General features: G+C 53.1%; 20 protein-coding genes and 2 pseudogenes. 10 read left to right on the forward strand and 12 right to left on the reverse strand.

What is annotated here, in order from left to right; genetic code table 11:
* From AP057_RS09760 to AP057_RS09770, 3 genes are all read right to left on the reverse strand, one after another.
* Positions 1-464: transposase (locus AP057_RS09760; RefSeq protein ID WP_161804327.1), on the reverse strand; the 464-nt coding region annotated here is incomplete at its 3' end.
* Between the two features lie 135 nt (positions 465-599).
* On the reverse strand, positions 600-779 hold the full coding sequence (locus AP057_RS09765) for a YdiK family protein (RefSeq protein WP_033010036.1): 180 nt from the start codon (positions 777-779) through the stop codon (positions 600-602).
* Entirely contained in the window at positions 776-1510 is a 735-nt protein-coding gene (locus AP057_RS09770) for a CPBP family intramembrane glutamic endopeptidase (RefSeq protein ID WP_055358642.1), read from the reverse strand. Before AP057_RS09770 ends, AP057_RS09765 begins: the two co-directional genes overlap by 4 nt.
* A gap of 360 nt (positions 1511-1870) precedes the next feature.
* Here AP057_RS09770 and groES point away from each other — a divergent pair, with 360 nt between their 5' ends.
* The gene (gene groES, locus AP057_RS09775; RefSeq protein WP_033010033.1) at positions 1871-2155 is read left to right on the forward strand and encodes a co-chaperone GroES; all 285 of its coding nucleotides are present in this window, start codon (positions 1871-1873) and stop codon (positions 2153-2155) included.
* A 118-nt stretch (positions 2156-2273) separates the two neighbouring features.
* Positions 2274-3890, forward strand: a complete 1617-nt coding sequence (gene groL, locus AP057_RS09780) for a chaperonin GroEL (protein ID WP_055358643.1) — start codon at positions 2274-2276, stop codon at positions 3888-3890.
* A 166-nt stretch (positions 3891-4056) separates the two neighbouring features.
* On the opposite strand, the gene AP057_RS09785 is transcribed toward groL, so the two are convergent.
* Positions 4057-4392: a hypothetical protein gene (locus tag AP057_RS09785; protein WP_235468550.1), complete on the reverse strand. Its 336-nt coding sequence runs from the start codon at positions 4390-4392 to the stop codon at positions 4057-4059.
* Between the two features lie 198 nt (positions 4393-4590).
* Here AP057_RS09785 and fumC point away from each other — a divergent pair, with 198 nt between their 5' ends.
* Positions 4591-5961, forward strand: a complete 1371-nt coding sequence (gene fumC, locus AP057_RS09790; RefSeq protein ID WP_055358645.1) for a class II fumarate hydratase — start codon at positions 4591-4593, stop codon at positions 5959-5961.
* Positions 5962-6008: 47 nt separating this feature from the next.
* On the opposite strand, the pseudogene AP057_RS09795 reads toward fumC, so the two are convergent.
* A pseudogene (locus AP057_RS09795) lies at positions 6009-6446 on the reverse strand (Nramp family divalent metal transporter); the annotation flags it as partial.
* Positions 6447-6574: 128 nt separating this feature from the next.
* On the opposite strand from AP057_RS09795, the gene AP057_RS09800 reads away from it, so the two are divergent.
* Genes AP057_RS09800 through AP057_RS09810 form a run of 3 tightly spaced genes read left to right on the forward strand, consistent with a single transcriptional unit; the run spans position 6575 to position 10871 of the window.
* Complete coding sequence (locus AP057_RS09800) at positions 6575-7531, forward strand: MoxR family ATPase (RefSeq protein ID WP_055358646.1); 957 nt, start codon at positions 6575-6577, stop codon at positions 7529-7531.
* Positions 7532-7536: 5 nt separating this feature from the next.
* Positions 7537-8712, forward strand: coding sequence for a DUF58 domain-containing protein (locus tag AP057_RS09805; protein ID WP_055358647.1), 1176 nt, complete (start codon positions 7537-7539; stop codon positions 8710-8712).
* Entirely contained in the window at positions 8709-10871 is a 2163-nt protein-coding gene (locus AP057_RS09810) for a transglutaminaseTgpA domain-containing protein (RefSeq protein WP_055358648.1), read from the forward strand. Before AP057_RS09805 ends, AP057_RS09810 begins: the two co-directional genes overlap by 4 nt.
* A gap of 569 nt (positions 10872-11440) precedes the next feature.
* On the opposite strand, the gene galU is transcribed toward AP057_RS09810, so the two are convergent.
* The 6 genes and pseudogenes from galU to AP057_RS09835 form a co-directional block, all read right to left on the reverse strand.
* On the reverse strand, positions 11441-12328 hold the full coding sequence (gene galU, locus AP057_RS09815; RefSeq protein WP_055358649.1) for a UTP--glucose-1-phosphate uridylyltransferase GalU: 888 nt from the start codon (positions 12326-12328) through the stop codon (positions 11441-11443).
* 17 nt (positions 12329-12345) lie between these two features.
* Positions 12346-13047: a potassium transporter TrkG gene (locus tag AP057_RS09820; RefSeq protein ID WP_055358656.1), complete on the reverse strand. Its 702-nt coding sequence runs from the start codon at positions 13045-13047 to the stop codon at positions 12346-12348.
* A 223-nt stretch (positions 13048-13270) separates the two neighbouring features.
* Positions 13271-14329, reverse strand: a complete 1059-nt coding sequence (locus AP057_RS09825; RefSeq protein ID WP_055358650.1) for a glycoside hydrolase family 130 protein — start codon at positions 14327-14329, stop codon at positions 13271-13273.
* Between the two features lie 2 nt (positions 14330-14331).
* Positions 14332-14514 (reverse strand): annotated as a pseudogene (locus AP057_RS16355) (DUF1861 family protein); the annotation flags it as partial.
* Between the two features lie 150 nt (positions 14515-14664).
* Positions 14665-15546 (reverse strand): Rpn family recombination-promoting nuclease/putative transposase, encoded by an 882-nt coding sequence (locus tag AP057_RS09830; RefSeq protein WP_055358651.1) that lies wholly within the window; start codon positions 15544-15546, stop codon positions 14665-14667.
* 201 nt (positions 15547-15747) lie between these two features.
* Positions 15748-16680 carry a DMT family transporter gene (locus AP057_RS09835; protein ID WP_055358652.1) on the reverse strand — a complete coding sequence of 311 codons (933 nt, stop codon included), beginning with the start codon at positions 16678-16680 and terminating at the stop codon, positions 15748-15750.
* 269 nt (positions 16681-16949) lie between these two features.
* Here AP057_RS09835 and AP057_RS09840 point away from each other — a divergent pair, with 269 nt between their 5' ends.
* The 4 genes from AP057_RS09840 to AP057_RS09860 all read left to right on the forward strand — a co-directional run bounded on the left by AP057_RS09840 (position 16950) and on the right by AP057_RS09860 (position 20078).
* Positions 16950-17423 carry a hypothetical protein gene (locus AP057_RS09840; protein ID WP_055358653.1) on the forward strand — a complete coding sequence of 158 codons (474 nt, stop codon included), beginning with the start codon at positions 16950-16952 and terminating at the stop codon, positions 17421-17423.
* 475 nt (positions 17424-17898) lie between these two features.
* Positions 17899-18396: a L,D-transpeptidase family protein gene (locus AP057_RS09850; protein ID WP_055358654.1), complete on the forward strand. Its 498-nt coding sequence runs from the start codon at positions 17899-17901 to the stop codon at positions 18394-18396.
* 170 nt (positions 18397-18566) lie between these two features.
* Positions 18567-19472: a hypothetical protein gene (locus AP057_RS09855; RefSeq protein WP_055358655.1), complete on the forward strand. Its 906-nt coding sequence runs from the start codon at positions 18567-18569 to the stop codon at positions 19470-19472.
* 147 nt (positions 19473-19619) lie between these two features.
* The gene (locus AP057_RS09860) at positions 19620-20078 is read left to right on the forward strand and encodes a helix-turn-helix domain-containing protein (RefSeq protein WP_013524778.1); all 459 of its coding nucleotides are present in this window, start codon (positions 19620-19622) and stop codon (positions 20076-20078) included.
* A gap of 793 nt (positions 20079-20871) precedes the next feature.
* Here the strand turns inward: AP057_RS09860 and AP057_RS09865 are convergent.
* The coding region (locus tag AP057_RS09865) for a transposase (RefSeq protein ID WP_152968874.1) at positions 20872-21237 on the reverse strand (366 nt) is incomplete at its 5' end.

Raw genomic sequence — 21237 nt, forward strand, 5'->3', positions numbered from 1 at the left:
GTGTACCGGTTGGCATTCGCTTCAATTTTCGTTCCATCCACAAAATAATCTTCCATCTTGACATAGCCGTCGGCCACGAGCAGCGTGATCATTTCCCGGAACAGGTCGTCAATCAGGTCTTTCATCCGCTCCGAACGAAACCGATTGATGGAACGGAAGTCCGGCTTTTGAAATCCACTTAGCCACATGAGGGGAAGGTGGACTTCGAGCTGCCGTGCAATCTCACGGCCATGATACATTTTTTGGGTGTAAGCGTAAAGGAGAATTTTGGTCATCATTTTCGGATGATAGGCGGAGGCGCCCCCTCCTTTGTAGTAAGCAAGAAACGTCTCCATCGGGATGCGTTCAACCATCTCATGAACCACGTGGGCCATGTTATCCCGTGGAATGAGATCGGCGATGTTGCTTGGCAAAGAGAGGTTGTCCATGGTATACTCTTTAAAGGAAATATGATCATGTTTCATAAAAGAATCGCCCTTCTTTCGGTGGTAGTGGTTTTGGTGACTCTATTCTACCAGAAAAAAGGGCGATTCTTCTATATTTGAGGCAAAAAAGTGGGGGCTGATCCCAAAACGCATTCGCGTTTTGGGTCAGCCCCTTTATTGTCTCGGTGTGAAGAACAAGCGAAAGGCGGTGCCGAAATCAAAAGCGGCCAGCGCCGCCAACGCGATGGTTGAGACGTTCCAAATCGTTTCATGAACGCTTTCGATCGCCAAATACGTAAACAGGAAGCCCAAGATGAAATACGGAACAGAAAACAGCCGCGGATGGCGCGTCATAGCCAAATCCTCCAAATGGCCAGCGGCAGTTCCGCTTGGCGCATCATGTTTTCCAATTCATCAGCCAACAAAATTTGAACGGCAACGACAAACGTGTTCATTGCTACATGGGCGAACATCGGCACGAAAATGCGTCCGGTTTTGGCGTATAAAAAGGCGAACACCATCCCCATGGACGTGTACAAAAGCAAATGCTCCGGCTCCATGTGGACGAGAGCGAACAGAAGCGAGCTGGCCAGCGCTGCCAACCAAAAGTTGTATTTTTCATAAAGCGAGCCAAAAATGATTTTGCGGAAGATGAGTTCCTCCAAAACCGGGCCGATGACCGACGTGACGACGACGAGCAATGGCGTCAGGCGGATGATGTCGATGATTTGCCTTGTGTTTTCCGAGCCCGGCTCAATGCCCAATAGACGCCATTCGATGTTGGCGGCAACGCTTTGCGCGGCAAGCGCCAAAAAGACGCCCGAGATCGCCCACATCCATGACGAGGCGAGCGGCAGCCGCCGCATTGTCCGTTCATCGCGGTCGCCGCGCAGCAGCCATAAAATGATGGCAAAAGCCAATAAAAAGCTGATGACCGCCCAATAGCCGGAGGCAATTTTCGCTGCTTCGAGACGTGTTTGCGCGCCTTGGCCGACGCCGAGGGAGCGAAGGAGCGGCACACCGACAAAGGAAGACAGCTGCATGGCGATATAGGTGATGATGACATACCAGTAACGGCGCTTCAAATCGTTTTACCCCTTTATTTCAAATATATCCGTATTGTAGCACATGTTCGGCGAAATGATAAGAAAAGCGCGCCGGCCGTGGTTGGCGCGGCCGCCACAAAAAAATCGCCTAGCGTTGTTTATTGATGTTAGAAATGTGCAATAATGAAAATGGATTTTGTGCGCCGATTGATCTGGGGCCTGACAGCTTGTTATCCTGTTTTCTCCTTATCTTCGCGCATGAAAGAAAAACAGTTATTTTTTTGTATTTCCTACTTGCAAAACGGAGAGGAGTTCATTAATATTATAAGTGTGTTAGCACTCAATAATGATGAGTGCTAATAAGAACGGCGAAAACTATCGTTAAGGAGGTTGTTTCCCGTGTTGAAGCCATTAGGCGATCGCATTGTCATTGAAGTCGTGGAAACTGAAGAAAAAACGGCTAGCGGCATCGTGCTGCCGGATACGGCGAAAGAAAAGCCGCAAGAAGGCCGCGTTGTCGCTGTCGGTGCAGGCCGCGTGCTTGACAACGGCCAACGCGTTGCGCCGGAAGTTGAAGTCGGCGACCGCATCATTTTCTCGAAATACGCCGGCACGGAAGTAAAATACGACGGAAAAGAATACTTAATTTTGCGCGAAAGCGACGTTTTGGCTGTCATCCGCTAATATATTGCGTTTACCACATAAACATTCCGGAAAACTGACATATCCTTAACTTTATGACACGAATACTTACCTTTTTCACGGCATGCAGTGAAACAAATTCATAAGGAGGTAACGGGGTATGGCAAAGGAAATTAAGTTCAGCGAAGAAGCGCGCCGTGCGATGTTGCGCGGGGTGGACAAACTCGCAGACGCAGTGAAAGTCACATTAGGTCCGAAAGGCCGCAACGTCGTATTGGAGAAAAAATTCGGTTCTCCGCTCATCACGAACGACGGGGTAACGATCGCGAAAGAAATCGAACTCGAAGACCCGTTTGAAAACATGGGCGCGAAACTGGTCGCTGAAGTCGCCAGCAAAACGAACGACATCGCTGGGGACGGGACGACAACGGCTACCGTATTGGCTCAAGCGATGATCCGTGAAGGATTGAAAAACGTGGCAGCTGGCGCCAATCCGATGGGCATCCGCCGCGGGATTGAAAAAGCGGTAGCGGTAGCGGTTGAAGAATTAAAAGCCATCTCCAAACCGATCAAAGGAAAAGAATCGATCGCCCAAGTGGCTGCGATCTCGGCTGCTGACGAAGAAGTCGGCCGATTGATCGCTGAAGCGATGGAACGCGTCGGCAATGACGGCGTCATCACGCTTGAAGAATCGAAAGGCTTCACGACGGAACTCGACGTTGTCGAAGGGATGCAATTCGACCGCGGTTACGTTTCGCCGTACATGATTACAGATACGGAAAAAATGGAAGCTGTTCTCGAAAATCCGTACATCTTGATTACGGACAAAAAAGTATCGAGCATCCAAGAGCTGTTACCGGTTCTTGAGCAAGTCGTGCAACAAGGCCGTCCGCTCCTGATCATTGCGGAAGATGTCGAAGGCGAAGCACTCGCAACGCTTGTTGTCAACAAGCTGCGCGGCACGTTCAATGCGGTTGCTGTCAAAGCGCCTGGCTTCGGCGATCGCCGCAAAGCGATGCTCGAAGACATTGCGATTTTGACAGGCGGCGAAGTCATCTCCGAAGAGCTTGGCCGTGAACTGAAATCGACGACGATCGCGTCGCTCGGCCGTGCGTCGAAAGTGGTTGTTACGAAAGAAACGACGACGATCGTCGAAGGCGCTGGCGATTCGGAGCGCATCAAAGCGCGCATCAACCAAATCCGTGCGCAGCTTGAAGAAACGACGTCCGAATTCGACCGCGAAAAACTGCAAGAACGCTTGGCGAAACTCGCTGGCGGCGTAGCGGTCATCAAAGTTGGCGCAGCGACAGAAACGGAATTGAAAGAACGCAAACTGCGCATTGAAGATGCGCTCAACTCGACTCGTGCTGCGGTTGAAGAAGGCATTGTCGCTGGCGGTGGCACGGCGTTGATGAACGTCTACAGCAAAGTTGCGGCCATCGAAGCGGAAGGCGATGAAGCAACGGGTGTGAAAATCGTCTTGCGCGCGATCGAAGAACCGGTTCGTCAAATCGCGCAAAACGCTGGTCTGGAAGGCTCGATCATCGTTGAGCGCCTGAAAAACGAAAAACCGGGCATTGGCTTCAACGCGGCAACAGGTGAATGGGTCGACATGATCGAAGCTGGTATCGTTGACCCGACGAAAGTCACTCGTTCGGCGCTGCAAAACGCTGCCTCTGTCGCCGCCATGTTCTTGACGACAGAAGCGGTCGTTGCCGACAAACCGGAAGAAAACAAAGGCAACAACAACATGCCGGATATGGGTGGCATGATGTAATCTCGCCGCAAAAGCCTTGGAACACTGGGGTTTCCCCGGTGTTCTTTTTCTTTTTGACTATATATGCCTCAGCCAGGTGTTCTTACAGCCGCTGATCGGGTGAAGGGCAGCTGTTGTTTCTCCCTCATATCGCTATTCTATTGCACCTTTTCCTCCGCTGTGCTAGTTATCGCACCTCAATGAAAAACGCATAAATCGCATTCCCTTTTTTCCAAGAGGTGTGAATGGCATAAATGTATGCCTCTTTCTTTTCCGGAAGAGTAATGATTCCGTTTTGCACCGAGCGCCAGTCGGCATCTCCGCCGTTCCATACACCCGCTTCGATCGTCAACGGGCGGTCGTCAAATTGGAGGTGTAATTTTGCCCCAGGGGCAACCGGATGGGGATTCATGTTTTTCACGAGCAGCGGCGGGGCGGCAGCGTCGGCCACGACTCCGCGGCCGCCTGTTGACCATGTATATGTTCCGAGGCGGTGGTCGATTGTCTCTCCGTCGACGGCCAATCGTAAGTCAGGCGGTTGGATGTCGCCCGATTGGCAACCGGACAGCCATACAGCGATGAGGAGCCATAGCCATCTATTTTTTCATGTCGTTTCCCCCTTTCTCAGTTAGACGTTTTGCCTGCTCATTTGTTTCATTGTCGATTGTGATTTTGGGTAAAATTAGAAATGGAAAGGCGATATCCAAAGGAGGAGAATGGAATGAACGTGCGGATTGAACGCGATTCGCTCGGTGAGGTGCAGGTGCCGGCTGATAAGTACTGGGGGGCGCAGACGGAGCGAAGCCGGCAAAACTTTCGCATCGGCAAAGAAACAATGCCGCTTGAACTCATTTATGCCTATGCCGAGCTGAAAAAAGCGGCGGCGATCGTGAACCATCAGGCTGGAAAGCTGAGCGAAGCGAAGCAGCGGGCGATTGTGGCCACGTGCGAGGAAATTTTGGCGGGCCGATGGGATGACCATTTTCCACTCGTCGTCTGGCAGACGGGAAGCGGGACGCAGACGAACATGAACGTCAATGAAGTCGTGGCGAGACGGGCGAGCGAGCTGCTAGGTGACGGGGAGGGGCGCATTCACCCAAACGATGATGTCAACATGTCGCAAAGCTCGAATGATACATTCCCGACGGTGATGCATATCGCGATCTACATGAAAATCCAAACACATCTCCTGCCGGCGCTTGATGGCTTGATCGGAACATTCGCTGCGAAAGAACGCCAATATGAAAAGACGATCAAAATCGGGCGCACCCACTTGCAAGACGCGACGCCGCTTACATTTGGGCAGGAAATTTCCGGCTGGCGGACGATGCTGGAAAAAAGCAAGGCCATGATCACCGAAGCGAGTGAGAAGCTGCTTGATTTGGCGATCGGCGGCACGGCGGTCGGAACCGGAATCAATGCGCCGCCGGGATTTGGCGAACAAGTGGCCGAGCAGCTGAAGGCGCAAACCGTCTATCCATTCCGTTCGGCAACAAACAAATTCCATGCGTTGACCAGCCATGACGAGATTGTTTACGTCCACGGGACATTGAAAGCGCTTGCTTCCGATTTGATGAAAATCGCCAACGACATCCGCTGGCTGGCGAGCGGGCCGCGCTCCGGGCTCGGGGAGATCACGATTCCAGCCAATGAACCGGGGAGCTCGATCATGCCGGGGAAAGTGAATCCGACGCAAAGCGAAGCGATGACGATGGTCGCTGTTCAAGTGTTCGGCAACGACGCCACGATCGGTTTTGCGGCAAGCCAAGGCAACTTCCAATTAAATGTGTTCAAGCCGGTCATCGCTTATAACGCCATTCAGTCCGTGCAGCTGCTCGGCGATGCGATTCGTTCGTTTGATGAGCGGTGCGCCAAAGGGTTGGAGGCGAATGAAGCGAAAATGAAAGAATACGTAGAGCGGTCGCTCATGCTCGTGACGGCGCTGAGCCCGCATATCGGCTATGACCGGGCGTCGGAAATCGCGAAGCTCGCCCATCGCGAAGGGTTGACGCTCAAGGAAGCGGCATTGAAAACCGGGTATGTGACAGCTGAGCAGTACGAAGAATGGGTGAGGCCGGAGAAGATGATTTAGCGGCACAAAACGACGGGTAGATCAGCCGTGAGCGAATAGGCGGGCCAAACGAGCACATTCATGACCCGCTCAAACAATTGGAATCGGCCGGACCAAGTAATCGCAAAGCCAGCCACCCCATGGATGACGGCCCACGCCCAAAGCGGAATGGACGGGATCATCGCTGACATCGCCAAGGCGCACGATGACGTACCGGCCGCGCCGTATACGAATCCCCAAATAATGGCGTACACGCCAAAATAGATTGAGGCCCATTTCCCCATTGACTGCCAGCCTTCGAAAATGGTTTTGCCGCTGAGCAAATGCCAACGGCCGACCCCTTCATTCAACACAAACTTGAACAATGCACCGACGATGATCGCCCACATAAAGACAAGGCCGTAGTTCGTTCCGGCGACAAGAGCGGCCACCAAATCCCCGGCCCCGACTCCGTTCGCTGCGACGATCAGCCCCGGGCCGATCATCGTCCACTTCGATTTCCCCATTTTTCTCTTCCCCCTTGTTGCAAATAGGTTCCAAAAGTTCCGTATATTCGATATTATAGTAATAGTATAAACTTCACCTTGTCTACCGCTGAAAGACCCATTCATTACTATAAAAGGAGTTTGATGTCATGGCGATTTACGAGCCGCTGCTCCCCCCTTTTGAAAAGGTGGTCCGCAACATTGAGCAAGTCATTGTCGGAAAACGCGACGTCATCATCCTCAGCTTAACAGCGTTATTGGCCAAAGGCCATGTGCTGCTCGAGGATGTGCCCGGCGTCGGCAAGACGATGTTGGTGCGTGCGCTGGCGAAATCGTTCAACGTGGAGCTGAAGCGCATTCAGTTTACGCCGGATTTGCTGCCGAGCGATGTGATCGGCGTTTCCGTCTACAATCCGAAAACACAGCAATTTGAGTATAAACCCGGACCGATTGTCGCCTACATCGTGCTCGCGGACGAGATCAACCGGACGTCTCCGAAAACGCAATCGGCGCTCCTGGAAGCGATGGAAGAAGGAAGCGTGACTGTTGACGGCGTCACCCGGGCGCTGCTGCAGCCGTTTTTGGTGATGGCGACGCAAAATCCGATTGAATATGAAGGAACGTATCCGCTCCCCGAGGCCCAGCTTGACCGGTTTTTAGTGAAACTGCACATGGGCTATCCGTCTCCCGATGAGGAAATCGAAATGTTAAACCGTCTCGAAAAAGCGGCGCCACTTTCGGAGATCGGGCCGGTGATGCCGCTTGATGAACTGCTCACTCTGCAGCGAAAGGTGATGGGCGTGCATGTGAGCGACACCGTGAAGCGGTATATCGTCGATCTCATCCAGCAAAGCCGTGTGCACGAAGCGGTCTATTTGGGCGTCAGCCCGCGCGGGGCCGTCGCTTTGATGAAGGCGGCGCAGGCGTACGCGTTCATCCATGGCCGCGATTTTGTCATCCCTGATGATGTGCAGCACCTTGCTCCCTACGTGCTGGCTCATCGCCTGCTTATTCGTCCGGAAGCGAAATGGGACAAGCTTGATGCTGAAATGGTCGTCAGTCAGCTTGTTGCCCGTACGCCGGTGCCGGTGCAAGGACGGCGATAAAAGCGATGAACGCGAAGCGAATGAAGAAGGGGAGGCGTTGGCTCCCGCTTGTTGGATTGTTGCTGTTGACCGCCATCTTGTTTTCCTATGCCATGTTTCAAGGCGGATTTGTCAGCTGGTTTTTGTTTTACAGCTTTTTGCCGTTTGGACTGCATGCGTTTGCCGTCGCCTTGTATCCGATCAGACGCGTTGCGGTAAGCCGGACGGTGCCGGCGAAGCGCTATCATGCAGGAGAACCGATTCCGGTGACGGTCCGCATGGAGCTGCCTTGGGCGATTCCGCCCGCTGCCCTCACCGTTTCGGGCCAGGAGCCGCGGCATGGAGGGGCGATGGCCGCGTGGCCGTTTCGACGCCGCCTTTCTTGTGCGTGGTCGCTCTCGTTGCCGCGCGGCCGCCATCAGTTGGACATCGTGCGCCTCGAGGCTTCTGACGCCCTCGGCTTTGTGAACAAAGCAGAATCGTTTTCGGCGCCGTGCACGATCATCGTGTATCCCCGCTATTGGCCTTGGCCGGCAGAAATGGTGCGTGAATGGTTCGCCTATGGAAAAGAGGCCCGCCCGCTTGCTTACCGCCGCGATCTGGCGGTGGCGGCCGGCGCCCGCGAGTACGCGCCCGGTGACAAAATGTCGTGGGTGCATTGGAAGGCGTCAGCGCGAAGGCAAGCGTTGATGACAAAAGAGTTCGATGAGCCGCGCAATGACGATTGGATCGTCGTGCTCGACGGCGCCGCATCGCCATGGTTTGAGGAGCTTGTCACGCTGGCGGCGTCCATCGCGAAAGCGTTGATCAATGAAGGAGTCCCAGTCGGCCTGCTCGTGACTGGAAAAGCCCGTTCTTATTTAGCGCCGCGGCGAAGCGAGGAGCAGTGGCCGTCGCTCCTTCTCCGTCTGGCGGAAGCGGAGGCGAACGGATCAGCGCCGCTTGCGTCTCAATTGGCGGAGGAGGGGAACTGGAGAACAGCGGCCGGTTGCGTGGTCGTGACGTCGAGGTTATCCGCCGAGTTGGCTGCGCAGCTGCGAGCGATGGCGTCAAAACGCTGCATAGTGTTGTATGTGGTCAACCGTGAATGGGGAGAGGACGAGCGGAGGTGGGCGGACGGACTCCGCCGTGCGGGGGTGCACGTATCCCACATGCCCCCTCAATCATGGCAAACTGTCCGGCAAGGAGGAGAAGACGGATGAGGCGGTTAGGGACAAGGATGTTGTCTGCTATGCTGCCCAACGTCCTAGCGGCTTGGCTGCTCACGGAATGGCTTTGGCCGTTGGAAGACGTGACGGATACAGCGCATATTAGATTGTTTGCGGCCTTTGTCGCCCTTTGCTTCGGGATGTATTGGCTCCGCCTTCCGATCTGGCTGTCTGCTTTGGGGAAAGCGGGATATATATGGTGGTCGCTCGCTTGGCTGTTTTCGTTCCATTCGGCCGCCTCGCTGCCGTATGCCTTATGGCGGGATGGCGCGGCTTGGCTGCAGGGGGGACGCTTGTCCATGCCGAGCGATGCCGTGCGCACCTTTGCCTTTTTTCTGCTGCTATGGGCCATCTCGTTTCTGTTTCATTGGCTGATTGTCCAGAAAAAACGATGGTTTGTCCCATACGCATTGACAGTTGGGTATATCGCTGTGCTTGATACGTTTTTTCCGTATAGCGGGAACGACGCGATCGTTCGCCTTGTGGCGCTTGGCTTTTTCGCCTTCGTTTGGCTGCATGGCGAGCGGCTGCAGGCAAAAGCGCCGTCTTTTCGCATCGGAACGTGGCGGGCGGCCGCTCTGTTCATTCCTGCCGTCGCTCTTGCGGCTGGGTATGCGGGACCGAAGCTGCCGCCGCAATGGCCGGATCCGGTTGCGTTTATCCGCAGCGATCATGCCCAGCCGGAAGAAACGAACGATGACTCGCCTTCTCCTGGCGTGGCAAAAGTGGGATACGGACAGAATGATTCCCGCCTCGGCGGGCCGTTTATCGCGGATGATACCGTCGTCTTTACGGCGAAAGATCGAGGGCTTCATTACTGGCGGATTGAGACGAAAGATATTTACACCGGCAAGGGATGGGAAGTGTTTCCGAGCGAGCAAGTCCGCTCGTTTGCCAACGGCGAAGAGCTCAAGTATGAATGGTGGAGCGATCAAGTTGAGACAGTGGAGCAAAAGGCGGAGATCGAGCGGCGCAATCAAGGGTTTCATCTCGTTTATCCGCTTGGGTTGCGGCGGGTGGAAGCAGCCGAACCGGTCGTGTACCGCATGGATGTGGCGACAGAGAAAATTTATACGACCGATGACAGGGCGAATGCGTTCCCTGTTGGCAAGTATTCATTGACCTATTGGGAGCCGGATTTTCCGATTGCGGCGTTGCGCGCCGCGCCCCCAGTTCGAGACCCTCTTCTGTTGAAACGATATACGCAGTTGCCAAAGACGCTTCCGCAAAGGGTGCGCGACTTGGCGAAGCAAATCGCCGTCGGAGAACAGACGGCTTACGACAAAGTGAGAGCCATTGAGCAATATTTTCAACTTGGGCAATATACGTACGAAACAAAGGATGTCGCCGTTCCAAAAGAGAACGAAGATTACGTCGATCAATTTTTATTTGAAACAAAACGGGGGTATTGCGACAATTTTTCGACTTCTATGGTCGTGCTCGTGCGTTCGCTCGGCATTCCGGCGCGCTGGGTGAAAGGCTATACGTCCGGAAGGCTTGTCAGCGAGCAAGACGGGGAAAATCTTTACGAAATCCGCAACCATGACGCTCATGCGTGGGTTGAGGTGTATTTTGAAGGCGTCGGCTGGGTGCCGTTTGAGCCAACGCGGGGGTTTGTCAACCCGTATGCGTTTTCACTTTCTCAACAGAATGAGGAGCAACAAGCGCAGCCCTCGCAGCCGGAACCACAGGAACAGCCGCGCGTGCCGCTCGAACAATTGATCAAACGATCATCGCCAGAGCAAGACCGCCATTGGTGGGAGAAGCTGGCCGACAGTTGGTCATGGCAAATGGTGCTGGGCGTGTTCGCGATGCTGGCGGCATTGGGCGGAACGATTTACACGACAAGACGAAAATGGTGGCCGCGCCTTACGCTCCTTCGATTCCGCCGCCGCCAAGTTGACGGCCCGGAATGGCTTGTCCCCGCTTACTTGGCGTTGTTGCGTCAGCTGCATGACTACGGGCTGAGGCGAAAAGAAGATGAAACGTTGCGGCAGTACGCCATTCAAGTGGATCGTTTATTTGAAACCGATGAAATGGAACGTTTGACCAAATCGTATGAACAAGCGGTCTACGGCGCAAACAGCAGCCGGATCGACATCCGTGAGGCGCGCCAATTGTGGGAAAATTTAATAAAAAGGACGATCTCTTGACCGCCTGCCGGCAAGTTGATAGAATGAATTCAAATTTGCATACGGATAGACGAAAGCCCTTCATCCTATTTCGCGCAGGAGACTCCCACTTCAACGACCAAAGGGAGTAAGTGGGAGAGGAATGCGCGTTCCCCCTTTCTTTTGTGTATGATAGAATAAAGGCGTGGAGAAAACCGTTCAATAAAGGCACTCCAATCACGGCTACTCGATGTATGGAGTTGGTTACAGAAAACGTTGTAACCGTAAAACATCGAGCGTAGGTCCGTCTGTTGTGTGTGGAAGCCAAGTACTGCCAACAGACACACCGAGAGAATCGGTAACGATGCAGGCATGACCTGCGTCGTTGGGTAGTCGTCAACCTGCCCCCTGATGCAACCCCAAGTCAAGGAAGGAGGACGAAGTCCGCTTGCACTTCTGGGGAGTGGCAAGCCCCCACTTCAAGCGTTAGCGAAGTGGGGGTAGTTGACCATCGATAATGCTTCGATAGCAGAATCTCCTTTTTGTCTCCATCCCTAAACAACGACAAGCTGTCATGCAAAACATGGAAATGCGACCGACTGATGGTTGAATTAGCTGCCCTTCGATCCCTTCGCCTCGGCCACCACCCGCTCCAAAAACGAAAGCAAATCGGCGCGCAGCTCCTCGTTTTGCAAGGCAAACTCAATCGTCGTTTCGATAAAGCCGAGCTTCTCGCCGACATCGTACCGTTTTCCTTCAAACTCGTAGGCAAAGACGCGCTGAATTTCATTCAGCCGCCCGATCGCATCGGTGAGCTGAATCTCCCCGCCTGCGCCGACTTCCTGCTTCTCCAAAAACAAGAAAATTTCCGGTGTCAACACGTACCGCCCGACGATCGCGAGGTTCGACGGCGCTGTGCCCGGAGCGGGTTTTTCGACAAAACGGCGCACTTGGTAGCGCCGTCCCTTCTGCTCGAGCGGGTCGATGATCCCGTAACGGTGCGTCTCTTCCTCCGGCACGCGCTTGACGCCGATCACCGAGCTGAACGTTTGTTCGTATTGCTCAATGAGCTGTTTTAAACAAGGTTTTTCCGCTTGGACGATATCATCGCCCAACAACACCGCAAACGGCTCGTCTCCGATGAAATTGCGTGCGCACCAAACAGCATGCCCCAGCCCTTTTGGCTCTTTTTGGCGAATGTAGTGGATGTCCACTTTTGATGGCTCTTTTACTTTCTCAAGCAAGTCCAATTTTCCTTTTTGCTTCAGCAGCTGCTCGAGCTCAAACGCATAGTCAAAATGGTCTTCAATCGCCCGCTTCCCTTTCCCGGTGACGATGATGATGTCCTCAATGCCTGATGCCATCGCCTCTTCAACAATATATTGAATCGTCGGCTTATCGACAATCGGAAGCATCTCCTTCGGCATGGCCTTTGTCGCCGGCAAAAACCGCGTCCCAAGGCCCGCTGCCGGAATGATCGCTTTGCGTACTTTTTTCATGATTCCGTCCCCCTCTTCTAGCCGATAATGACTCGTTCTTTCGGGTAATGGTAGCTATCTTTCACCGCTCGGCCGCGGACGAGCCATAAAAACGAAATGATGCCGACCCGGCCGATGAACATGACGATCACCAACACCAGCTTGCCAAACGGGCTGAGCTCAGAGGTAATGCCGAGCGACAGCCCGGTCGTCCCAAACGCTGAACATACTTCAAACAAAAGCATAACGACAGGAAGCGACGATTCCGAGACGGAAAGCGCAAGAACCGCCGCAAAACAAAGGAACAGCGCACCGACCGCTTCAATGGCCAGAATCAAGAAAAAGATGTCCCGCGTGAGCTTCACGAGCCCTGAGAGCGCAAGACGGTTTTGATCGGTCATGATCAGCTGCCGCTCACGAAACCCGATTTTTTTGCCAACTAACAGCCAAATGAACGTACTAAGCATCATTAACCCTACGCCGCCCACCTGCATCATCACAATCAACAAAACAATCCCAAACGTATTAAACGTCTCCGGAATCGACACAACCGTCAACCCGGTCACACTAATGGCGCTCGCCGCCGTAAACAGCGCATCAATCCAGTGAAGCTCCACTCCCGGCTGATGCACAATCGGCAGCCATAACAGCACCGTCGACACCGCGACGGTCGCCAAATAAAACAGAATGATCAATTGAATCGTTGACAGCTTCAACCATAATGAACGTTTGATTGCCACGTGGCCATTCACCCACCATTGCCCCGACCAGCGCGCGGGCAGCTTCCGTACGCCGAGTTCACATCGTAATGGATTGTCCCGATCAATCGACGTTTTTTCCATTATATCAAATCCCTTTGCCAAGAAAGAAACAAAAGGAAGAACTTTCGACAGAAAAGCGCCTAGGGAGCCACAAGCCAAAAAAAGAAACGCCCGACGCATCAGGCGTTTCCCGTTTACAAGTTCATTCCTTGACAAGCGAATCCAAAATCTCGCTAAGCTTCAGCTCGACGCACGCCATCGACGTATCCGCGGCGCCATAATACATTTTTACGATATCGCCATCGACAATCGCCCCGCATGAAAACACGACGCGGCCGAAAAAGCCGTTCACCTCATAATCCGCTTCCGGCTCGACAAGCGGCTGCTCCGAGCGGGCGAGAACTTTGGATGGGTCGTTCAAATCGAGCAGCACCGCCCCCATGCAATAGCGGTGGTCATCTGACGCGCCGTGGTACAACTCAAGCCAGCCGCGCTCCGTTTTGATCGGCACCGCTCCGCCGCCGATGCGGGCGCTGTCCCACTTTCCTTCGCGCAGACCGAACAAAAAGCGATGATTCCCCCAATGAAGCAGATTCTCCGACTCCGCGATCCACACCTCGGGGCGGCCGTTGCTTCTCGGCACCGGGCGATGAAGGGCGTAATACTTGCCGTTGATCTTCTCCGGAAAAATGAGCACATCTTTGTTTTCCGGCGCGAAAATCATGCCGTGGTGCGTCACCGTCTGAAAGTCTTTTGTCGACACCATCGCCTCGCCGACTCCTTTTGGCGACACGGCGCTGAAATAAATGTAATACGTGCCGTCAATGCATGTAATGCGCGGGTCTTCAATACCGAATGTCTCGAGCTCATTCGATGGATAGACGAACGGGCGGTCGTCGATCACAAACCGCCGCCCGTCCCGACTGCGGGCGAGGCGCAAATACGAAAGCGACGTCAAATAGGCGAACCGCTCCGCCCCCGCCTCTTTGATCACCCGAGGATCGGAAAAATCGTAGCGCGGATCGTCTTTGCGAAATTCGTAAACCTCGACCTTCCCCGTCTTTGGATTCCATACCGGCGCTTTCACGATATTCGGGTCATCCGACACGGGGCGCTCCGCCACCCGAAGCAGCAGCAACACCTCCCCTTGGAACATCGCCACCCCGGCGTTAAACGCCCCGATCACTTCAAACCCGTCGTGATACGGCGGCACATCGTTCGGCGTAATGAGCGGGTTTTCTTCATAGCGGTAAAGGTACATCGTCACCCCTGCCTTTCATATTTCGTAAATGGATCCACGATCGTGAGTTTTTGCGCTTCTGTGTCACTTGTTCCAGCGTAAAAATCGGCCGTTCCGTCCCCGTTGCGAATCAGTCCGCCGCTAAACACGACATCCGCCAAATCCGGACGCTTCGCCGGGCCATCGGGGAAATGGGCTCTTGTGGCGAATTTGCGCCAACATGGCGGTGGGACAACCCGAACGAACCTTTTCAGGAAGTGCTATTGTCTACGAAACTGATCAAACGGGAATCCACAGCAACAAAACCAACGCGCTAGGGCGGGGCTGGCCTTTCGCCCCGCCTGTTTGATTTCCATTCACTTGAAGCCGCTTTGTTTCATTTCCTCAATCTCCGCCACAGACAATCCGGTCAGTTCGTGAATCGTTTGCGCATCAAACCCTTTCATCAACATCCGTTTCGCAATGTGCCGTTTTTCTTGTTCCGCTCCCTCTTTGCGTCCTTCCTCCCGACCTCGAATTTTTCCCTTTTGCTCATATGAGATGATCAATTCCAGCACGCGTTCTTTTTCTTTCGTCTCCATTTGTTCCACCTCGCTTCGAAGCTGTTGTTCTTCTTCATCGGACAGCTTCACATACGTTTCAAAAAAGCCCATCAACAAACGCTGTCTTGCCTCGTCTAGCTCGAGACGCACCAACATGCGCAAAAATTGCTTTTTCAGTTCCACTCGTTCACTTTCAGTATACCCCATTTTGCTAAGCAGCGCAGCCGCCACCGGGTTGTCGGTGCGGATGAATTGGCGCCAGTTTTTCTTTCGCAACTCCACGTGGAAAAAGCGAAAGTCAAGCACATCGCCAAACGGAAAGGAGAGCGTGAACGAAGAGGGTTCATCTCGGATGGCATCATAGCTGAAGACGGCAATCGGAATGATCGGAGTGCGGTATTTTTCAAACAAGCGGCTGAAGTAAAGAAACATTCTTTCTGGAAATGACGATTGAACGTACGCTTGGTTTTCTACGTGAACAATGATCAATCCGTCTTTTCCTTTGAACTTCGTCTCGACGAGCAGGTCAACGCGGTACTTCTCCCCAGCCGTTACGTCCGTAAACAGCTCTTCGGACAAAAACGACAAATGGTTGAAATCAATATGCTCGTGCATATCCGGAAAGAAGAGAAGCACAAATTCCTCAAAAAACGTCTGCAACAACTCCTTGAACAACCGGTCGTGATCGATCGCCATACATTCACCTCACACGAATACGTTTCGTATTCTCTTTTTCGACATCATCAAGCAAAATCCTGCCGATGGCACAAAAATGGCTGTCCCTTTTCGAGAAGAGACAGCCAAGACGCCGACCGCAATGTGAAGCCCCCTCCATTCCTGGATATGAATGTTTCGCCACTTGCACGCAAGGCCTAGAAGTGGGGGATTCCAAGGCGGCTACATCCCCGCCTTCCTTCCCCCAGCCGCCACTTTCGCCCGGCGGAAACGGGCGATCACGTTATCCATCCCCCCGCTGCCGAACAACACGCCCGTGACGATGAAAAGAAAACCAGCCAGCTGCATCGGCGAAATCGGCTCGCCCAGCAGCCAATGCGCCCCAAGAAGCGAAAAAAACGGATTGAGATTGATGAACACCGCCGACTCAGCGGGACCAAGATGTTGAACAGCCTGGTTATAAAACATATGGCCAAGCGCCGTCGCGACGACCGCCGAAGCAAGGAAAATCATCCAAAGCGAAAGCGTGCCTTCTTTCAAACTCGATAGGCCGCTCGGCTCGAGCACGAGGCTTAAGACAAACAGCCAAAGCGACCCGAAGACAAGCATCCACCCAGTCATCAACCGCGCCTCGACCGTCGCTTTTTTGATCATAATAAAGCTGATCCCTTGCGCCAAAACAGCCAAAAAGACGTACACATCCCCAATGGACAAATGGCCAAGGCCCCCGTCGCCGCTCGCCACAACAAACACGACGCCAAAAAACCCAAGCGCAATGCCAAGCAGCCGAAACAACGTCGGCCGCTGGCCTAAAAACACGATCGCCAACAGCGCCGTCACAAGCGGCACAAGCCCTAACACAAGACCCGCATTCACCGCTGTCGTCCTCGCAATTCCCAACGCTAAAAAGAAGTGATGGGCCACGACGCTGAACAAGGCGGCCACGCCAATCTGTTTCGCCTCCTTCCAACTGACTCGTTCCAGCTTGCCGATCCCCCATAAAAACAAAAGCACGACCAACCCGGCCGTTAGAATGCGCAGCGCTGTCAACGCGACGGGCGAAAAATGCTCCACCAAAACTTTCAACGCCGTCACATTCAGCCCCCAGGCGACCATGATCCCGACAAGCAACACATAAATGAATGATCTCTTCATCCCTCTCTCCCTCTCCTGCACGTTCGGTTTTTCTCAACATGGAAAAGGAAAAACGGAGCCGATGGACGCTCCGCTTTCCCACCCATTTCCGCATAGAACGAATGAATTCAATTCCGCTGCAATGGCTTCTACCCTCTATTTTACTACACCACAGCGGATTTTTTGACTCAAAAGCACCGTCATCTCAAGCCCGCAGCATGTTCTTCCTTTCTCCGCCCATATCGGCCGTCCATTGTGCATATCGTATAACAGAGAGGAGAGAAGACCCCATGTTTCCACGCTACCGTCAAAAAACGATCCGAGCCAGGACTGGGGTGGCGGTTCTCACTGCCGCCGCCGTGTTGGTGGCGATTTTGACCCTGTTTCTTTCGAACGAACAAAATGAGGCGAAGGAAATCGTGGACACGTTTTACCGCTATGAACAGGCAGGGGATTTTGGCAGCTCTTGGGAGCTGTTTCACCCGCTCATGAAAAAGAAATTCCCAAAAGACGTCTACATCCAGCGCCGTGCCCACGTCTTTATGCAAGACTTCGGCGTCGAGACGTTTGACTACCGCATCGATGAGGTGGAAAACCTGTCGTCATGGTCGATGTCTGATAAGGACAAACCGCTTCACGACGTGTATCGCGTCCGCGTCATTCAGACGTTCCATAGCGCTTTTGGCGTGTTCGAAATCCATCAAGACGTCTTCGTCGCCACAGAAAAAGGGGAAAAGAACATTTTGTTCCCTTACCGCCCGTAACCCCAACATCGACGCGGCCCCGATATCGACCGGGCGCCGCTTTCACCGTTCCTTCCATTCCTCAGTGATCTCAAGCGTCCGATTCATGCCGACATTGTATATCAACAGCTTAAGCAAGTTTTCCCGCTCCTCTTTTGCAAAAAGAGATCACCGTCCATGATCTCAAGCGGGACAGGGGAAAGCTCGGCATACAGCTCATCATCAACCTTCTGTCCTTCCGGTTTTAGGACAAACGTTCTCATTCACGCCCTCTTCCTTTTTCCCCTACACGTTTTGACAAGAAACACCCGTTAGGCAACGCTCCCTGTCAAGTATAGACTAACGCACAGCGCGTTCATACGGCATTGGCGGCCGCATGCCATGCGCATGAGACTCTCTTCCCATTTGAGCAACCTTATTCGAATCTTCTCATACACTAATGTATCATCAATCGGAGCTGGTTTCTCCATCCAGCGAAAAAAAGGAGCGAAATGCCATGTACAAACATATCGTCAAACGCGGGGAAACGATCGCATCCATCGCCAGAGACTACCGCACGTCTGTCGAGGCGCTGCTTCGCGCCAACGGCCTCACCGCCTCGTCCGTCATCTTTCCCGGCCAAGCGATCATCATCCCCCACCTCCCGGCGAAAGGATCGATTCCGTACACGATCCACATCTCGATCAGCCGCCGCCAGCTGACGTTAAAACACCGGGGACGAACGATCCGCACGTATCCGATCGGCGTCGGCAAAATGGTCACCGCCACGCCTGTCGGCGATTTTGTCATCGTCAACCGCCAGCCGAACCCGGGCGGTCCGTTCGGCGCGATGTGGTTAAGCTTATCCAAACTCCATTACGGCATCCACGGCACGAACGACCCGTCCTCGATCGGCAAATACGTATCCAAAGGCTGTATCCGCATGCACAACAAAGACGTGCTCGAGCTCGCCTCCATCGTCCCGAACGGAACGGAGGTGTTTATCCGGCCGTGAGGGCAAAACAGCGTCATTCATCCGTCTGTTCTGAGTCACAACCCGTTTTATTTTTCAAGAAGATGTCATTCACTCCCACCGAACGAACACCGTGTTTCCGCTCACGATGGCAGCTGACAACCGGTCGGGCAAGTAGTATAATTAGGTCAAAAGCGAATGGAGTGAAGACGATGCCAGGCGGGATCTCGCATCACGCCAAAGACATTTTGTTCAAATCACTCAGCGCATTGTACCAAAACCAAGCCCTCGATGTGTACGGACTTCACGGACTCCCACGGATCAAAGCACTGCTTCCAACCGAATTTCCGTCTGTACGGGCGGATGAACGGCGCGCCGACACCGTGTTTCTTCTCGAAGACGATTCCATTTTGCTTCTGGAATACGAAAGCAACGAACGATTTCTCGACAACCATTTGAAGTATCTCGATTATGCCTGTCGGCTCCTCCACACATACTATCAACAGGAAAAACGAATCCGCCCGATTCGCATCGTTGTGATCTACACAAGCGATGTCACGAGCGCCCGCGAACAGCTTGACGCCGGCGATGTGCTTCTTTCATCCAAAGCGGTGCTGCTTGGCGAATTCAACGGCGATGCGATTTTCCATGCCATTGAAGAAAAAGTCCACAACGGCGAACCGCTCACTCCGGAAGAAACGATGAAACTCATCCTCGTGCCGCTCATGCACACCCGCTTCGACCGGCAAACGATGATCGAAAAAACGATCGAACTGGCGAAAACGATCGACGACGAACCGAAACAGCTGCACATCATCGCCGGCGTCCTGACCGCCACAGATAAATTCATCGACCGGTCATACGCCGAAAAAGTAAAGGAGTGGATCAAAATGAACAAAGTGTTTCGCCTATTAGTCGAAGAACTTGAACAAGAAAGAGAAGAAATGTTGAAGAAAGTGATGCAGGAAAAAGAACAGGCGATCAAGCAAACGGAAAAACGGAAGGCCATCGAAATCGCCAAAAATTTGCTTGACGTCCTCCCCATTCACGAAATCGCCAAACGAACCGGGCTGACCGTCGCCGAAGTCGCCGACCTCGCAAAGGAAATGGACAAATAGGCAGCACAAAAGAGCCGCAACCGCGCGGCTCTTTTCATCCTCCCTTTGCTGCTTGGCAAGATCTCAATTTCTTTTGTTTCCTTTTTTTCTTTTGTTTCTCCAGCCAAAATAGTATAATGGATATAAACATCAAGGAGGAAAAGAAAAATGAGTACTTTGTCCCGCAAAACAGAAACCCGAAAGACAGCCCCCCCACCTCTTCACGAAACTGTACTAAGCGACAACGTTCGACGTTATGTAGAATTGGTCCAACAGTCGCTTGAACTTGAGAAGCGAAAAAAAGAAATCTATTCCAACCTAAGCGACCAGGAAAAACAGAGCGTACGGCATATTCTTACCGAAATGGCGGAACAAACAATTCCAGATGATCTCCATGTCCGCGATGTGGCTCTTCTGCTTGATGTCACGCCGCAAATGGTGCGCCGTTATTGCGCAGAAGGAAAAATCGAGGCTTACCAACGGCTTGGAGACAGTGGAAAATGGATCATCCCGGCCGCACAGTTTTTTCACCACCCAAACTGGCCTTCATTTCTCCAAATGAGAGAACAGCTGAAAAGCCAGTCGATTCGTATCGCGGAAAAAATGGAAAAAGAGTTTGGAGAATAGGAGAAAGTTCTTCATGAGCGGAAACGGCACGGAAACAAAAGCATATTTGCTGGATACAAACGTATTCCGATACAAGTCAAGCCCATCTGCCCACACGAACCACAAAAAAGCCGCCAAGCGTTTTTGGAAAGATGTTTTGCAGGAAGTTCGCCATGAAGAGGCTGTGCTCTATATCCCTAAAGAAGTCATCCGAGAGCTTGAATTGCAATCCTACACACTTGGCGAAAAGGAAAGACAACGGATCTCGGAATTGTTGGAAAATATAACGATAACGATTCCCGATTGGACAACTCCCGATATGGAACATCAAGTAAGGAAAATGGTGGCTTATATTCGCTCTGAATACCAGAGGAAAATCAATGCCATGAGAGACATGGAATACGGCAGCGTGTCTGATGCCCGTATCCTCCCTCTAGAAATGTTGATTTATCAAGGCTTTTCGGCCCCTCAGGGGTGTCCAAAAAATATTTTTCGACAAAATCTCTTACATCCTTTTTCAGTTTTGTGGATATCTTACAGACCTAGGGTGCGCTTCGCGGCCACGGCTGGTTATATTTTCCTGCCGTGGGGGGAAGCGTATTCGATGCACCCTTTGGATCTCCGCGTCGCTGATGAGGACGAACCCTCCCATGTCTCCGGGCGTCTTCGCGCCAACATTCCCTCGTTCGGTCTCGTCATCAGGCGGAGGCCGGCCAAGCTCCTTTGGGGACTCAAGGTCGAATGGATAAAATCACGCCAGCTTCTCCGGTGTCATCTCGTTGTCCAACGATTCTTCCGTTCGCAGGGGGAGGCCTTAGGCCGCCCGTTGCACCTGGGACAAGACGTCCTGTTTCATTCGCTCCGCGTCAAACGCTTGTTTCTTCGTACAAATCGCAAACAGCACATTCAACAGCTTCCGGCACAAGGCGACGATGGACTGCTTTCCGGTCAGCGGATTGACGGATCGGGTCGTATAATACTCATGCAGCTCGCGAAACGCCTCGTTGTGCCGAATCAGCGGAATCATCGCCCGAAACAGCACCGAGCGCAGCCGTTTCCGTCCCCGTTTGGAGATGTGCTTTTGCCCTTTGCGCTGGCCGGAGGAGTTCTCCTTGAGCGTCAGGCCCGCCAACTTCACCAATTGGCGCGGGTCCCGATAATGGGCGAAGCTGCCGATCTC

Source organism: Geobacillus sp. Sah69 (assembly GCF_001414205.1).
In the GTDB taxonomy this organism is placed as follows: domain Bacteria; phylum Bacillota; class Bacilli; order Bacillales; family Anoxybacillaceae; genus Geobacillus; species Geobacillus stearothermophilus.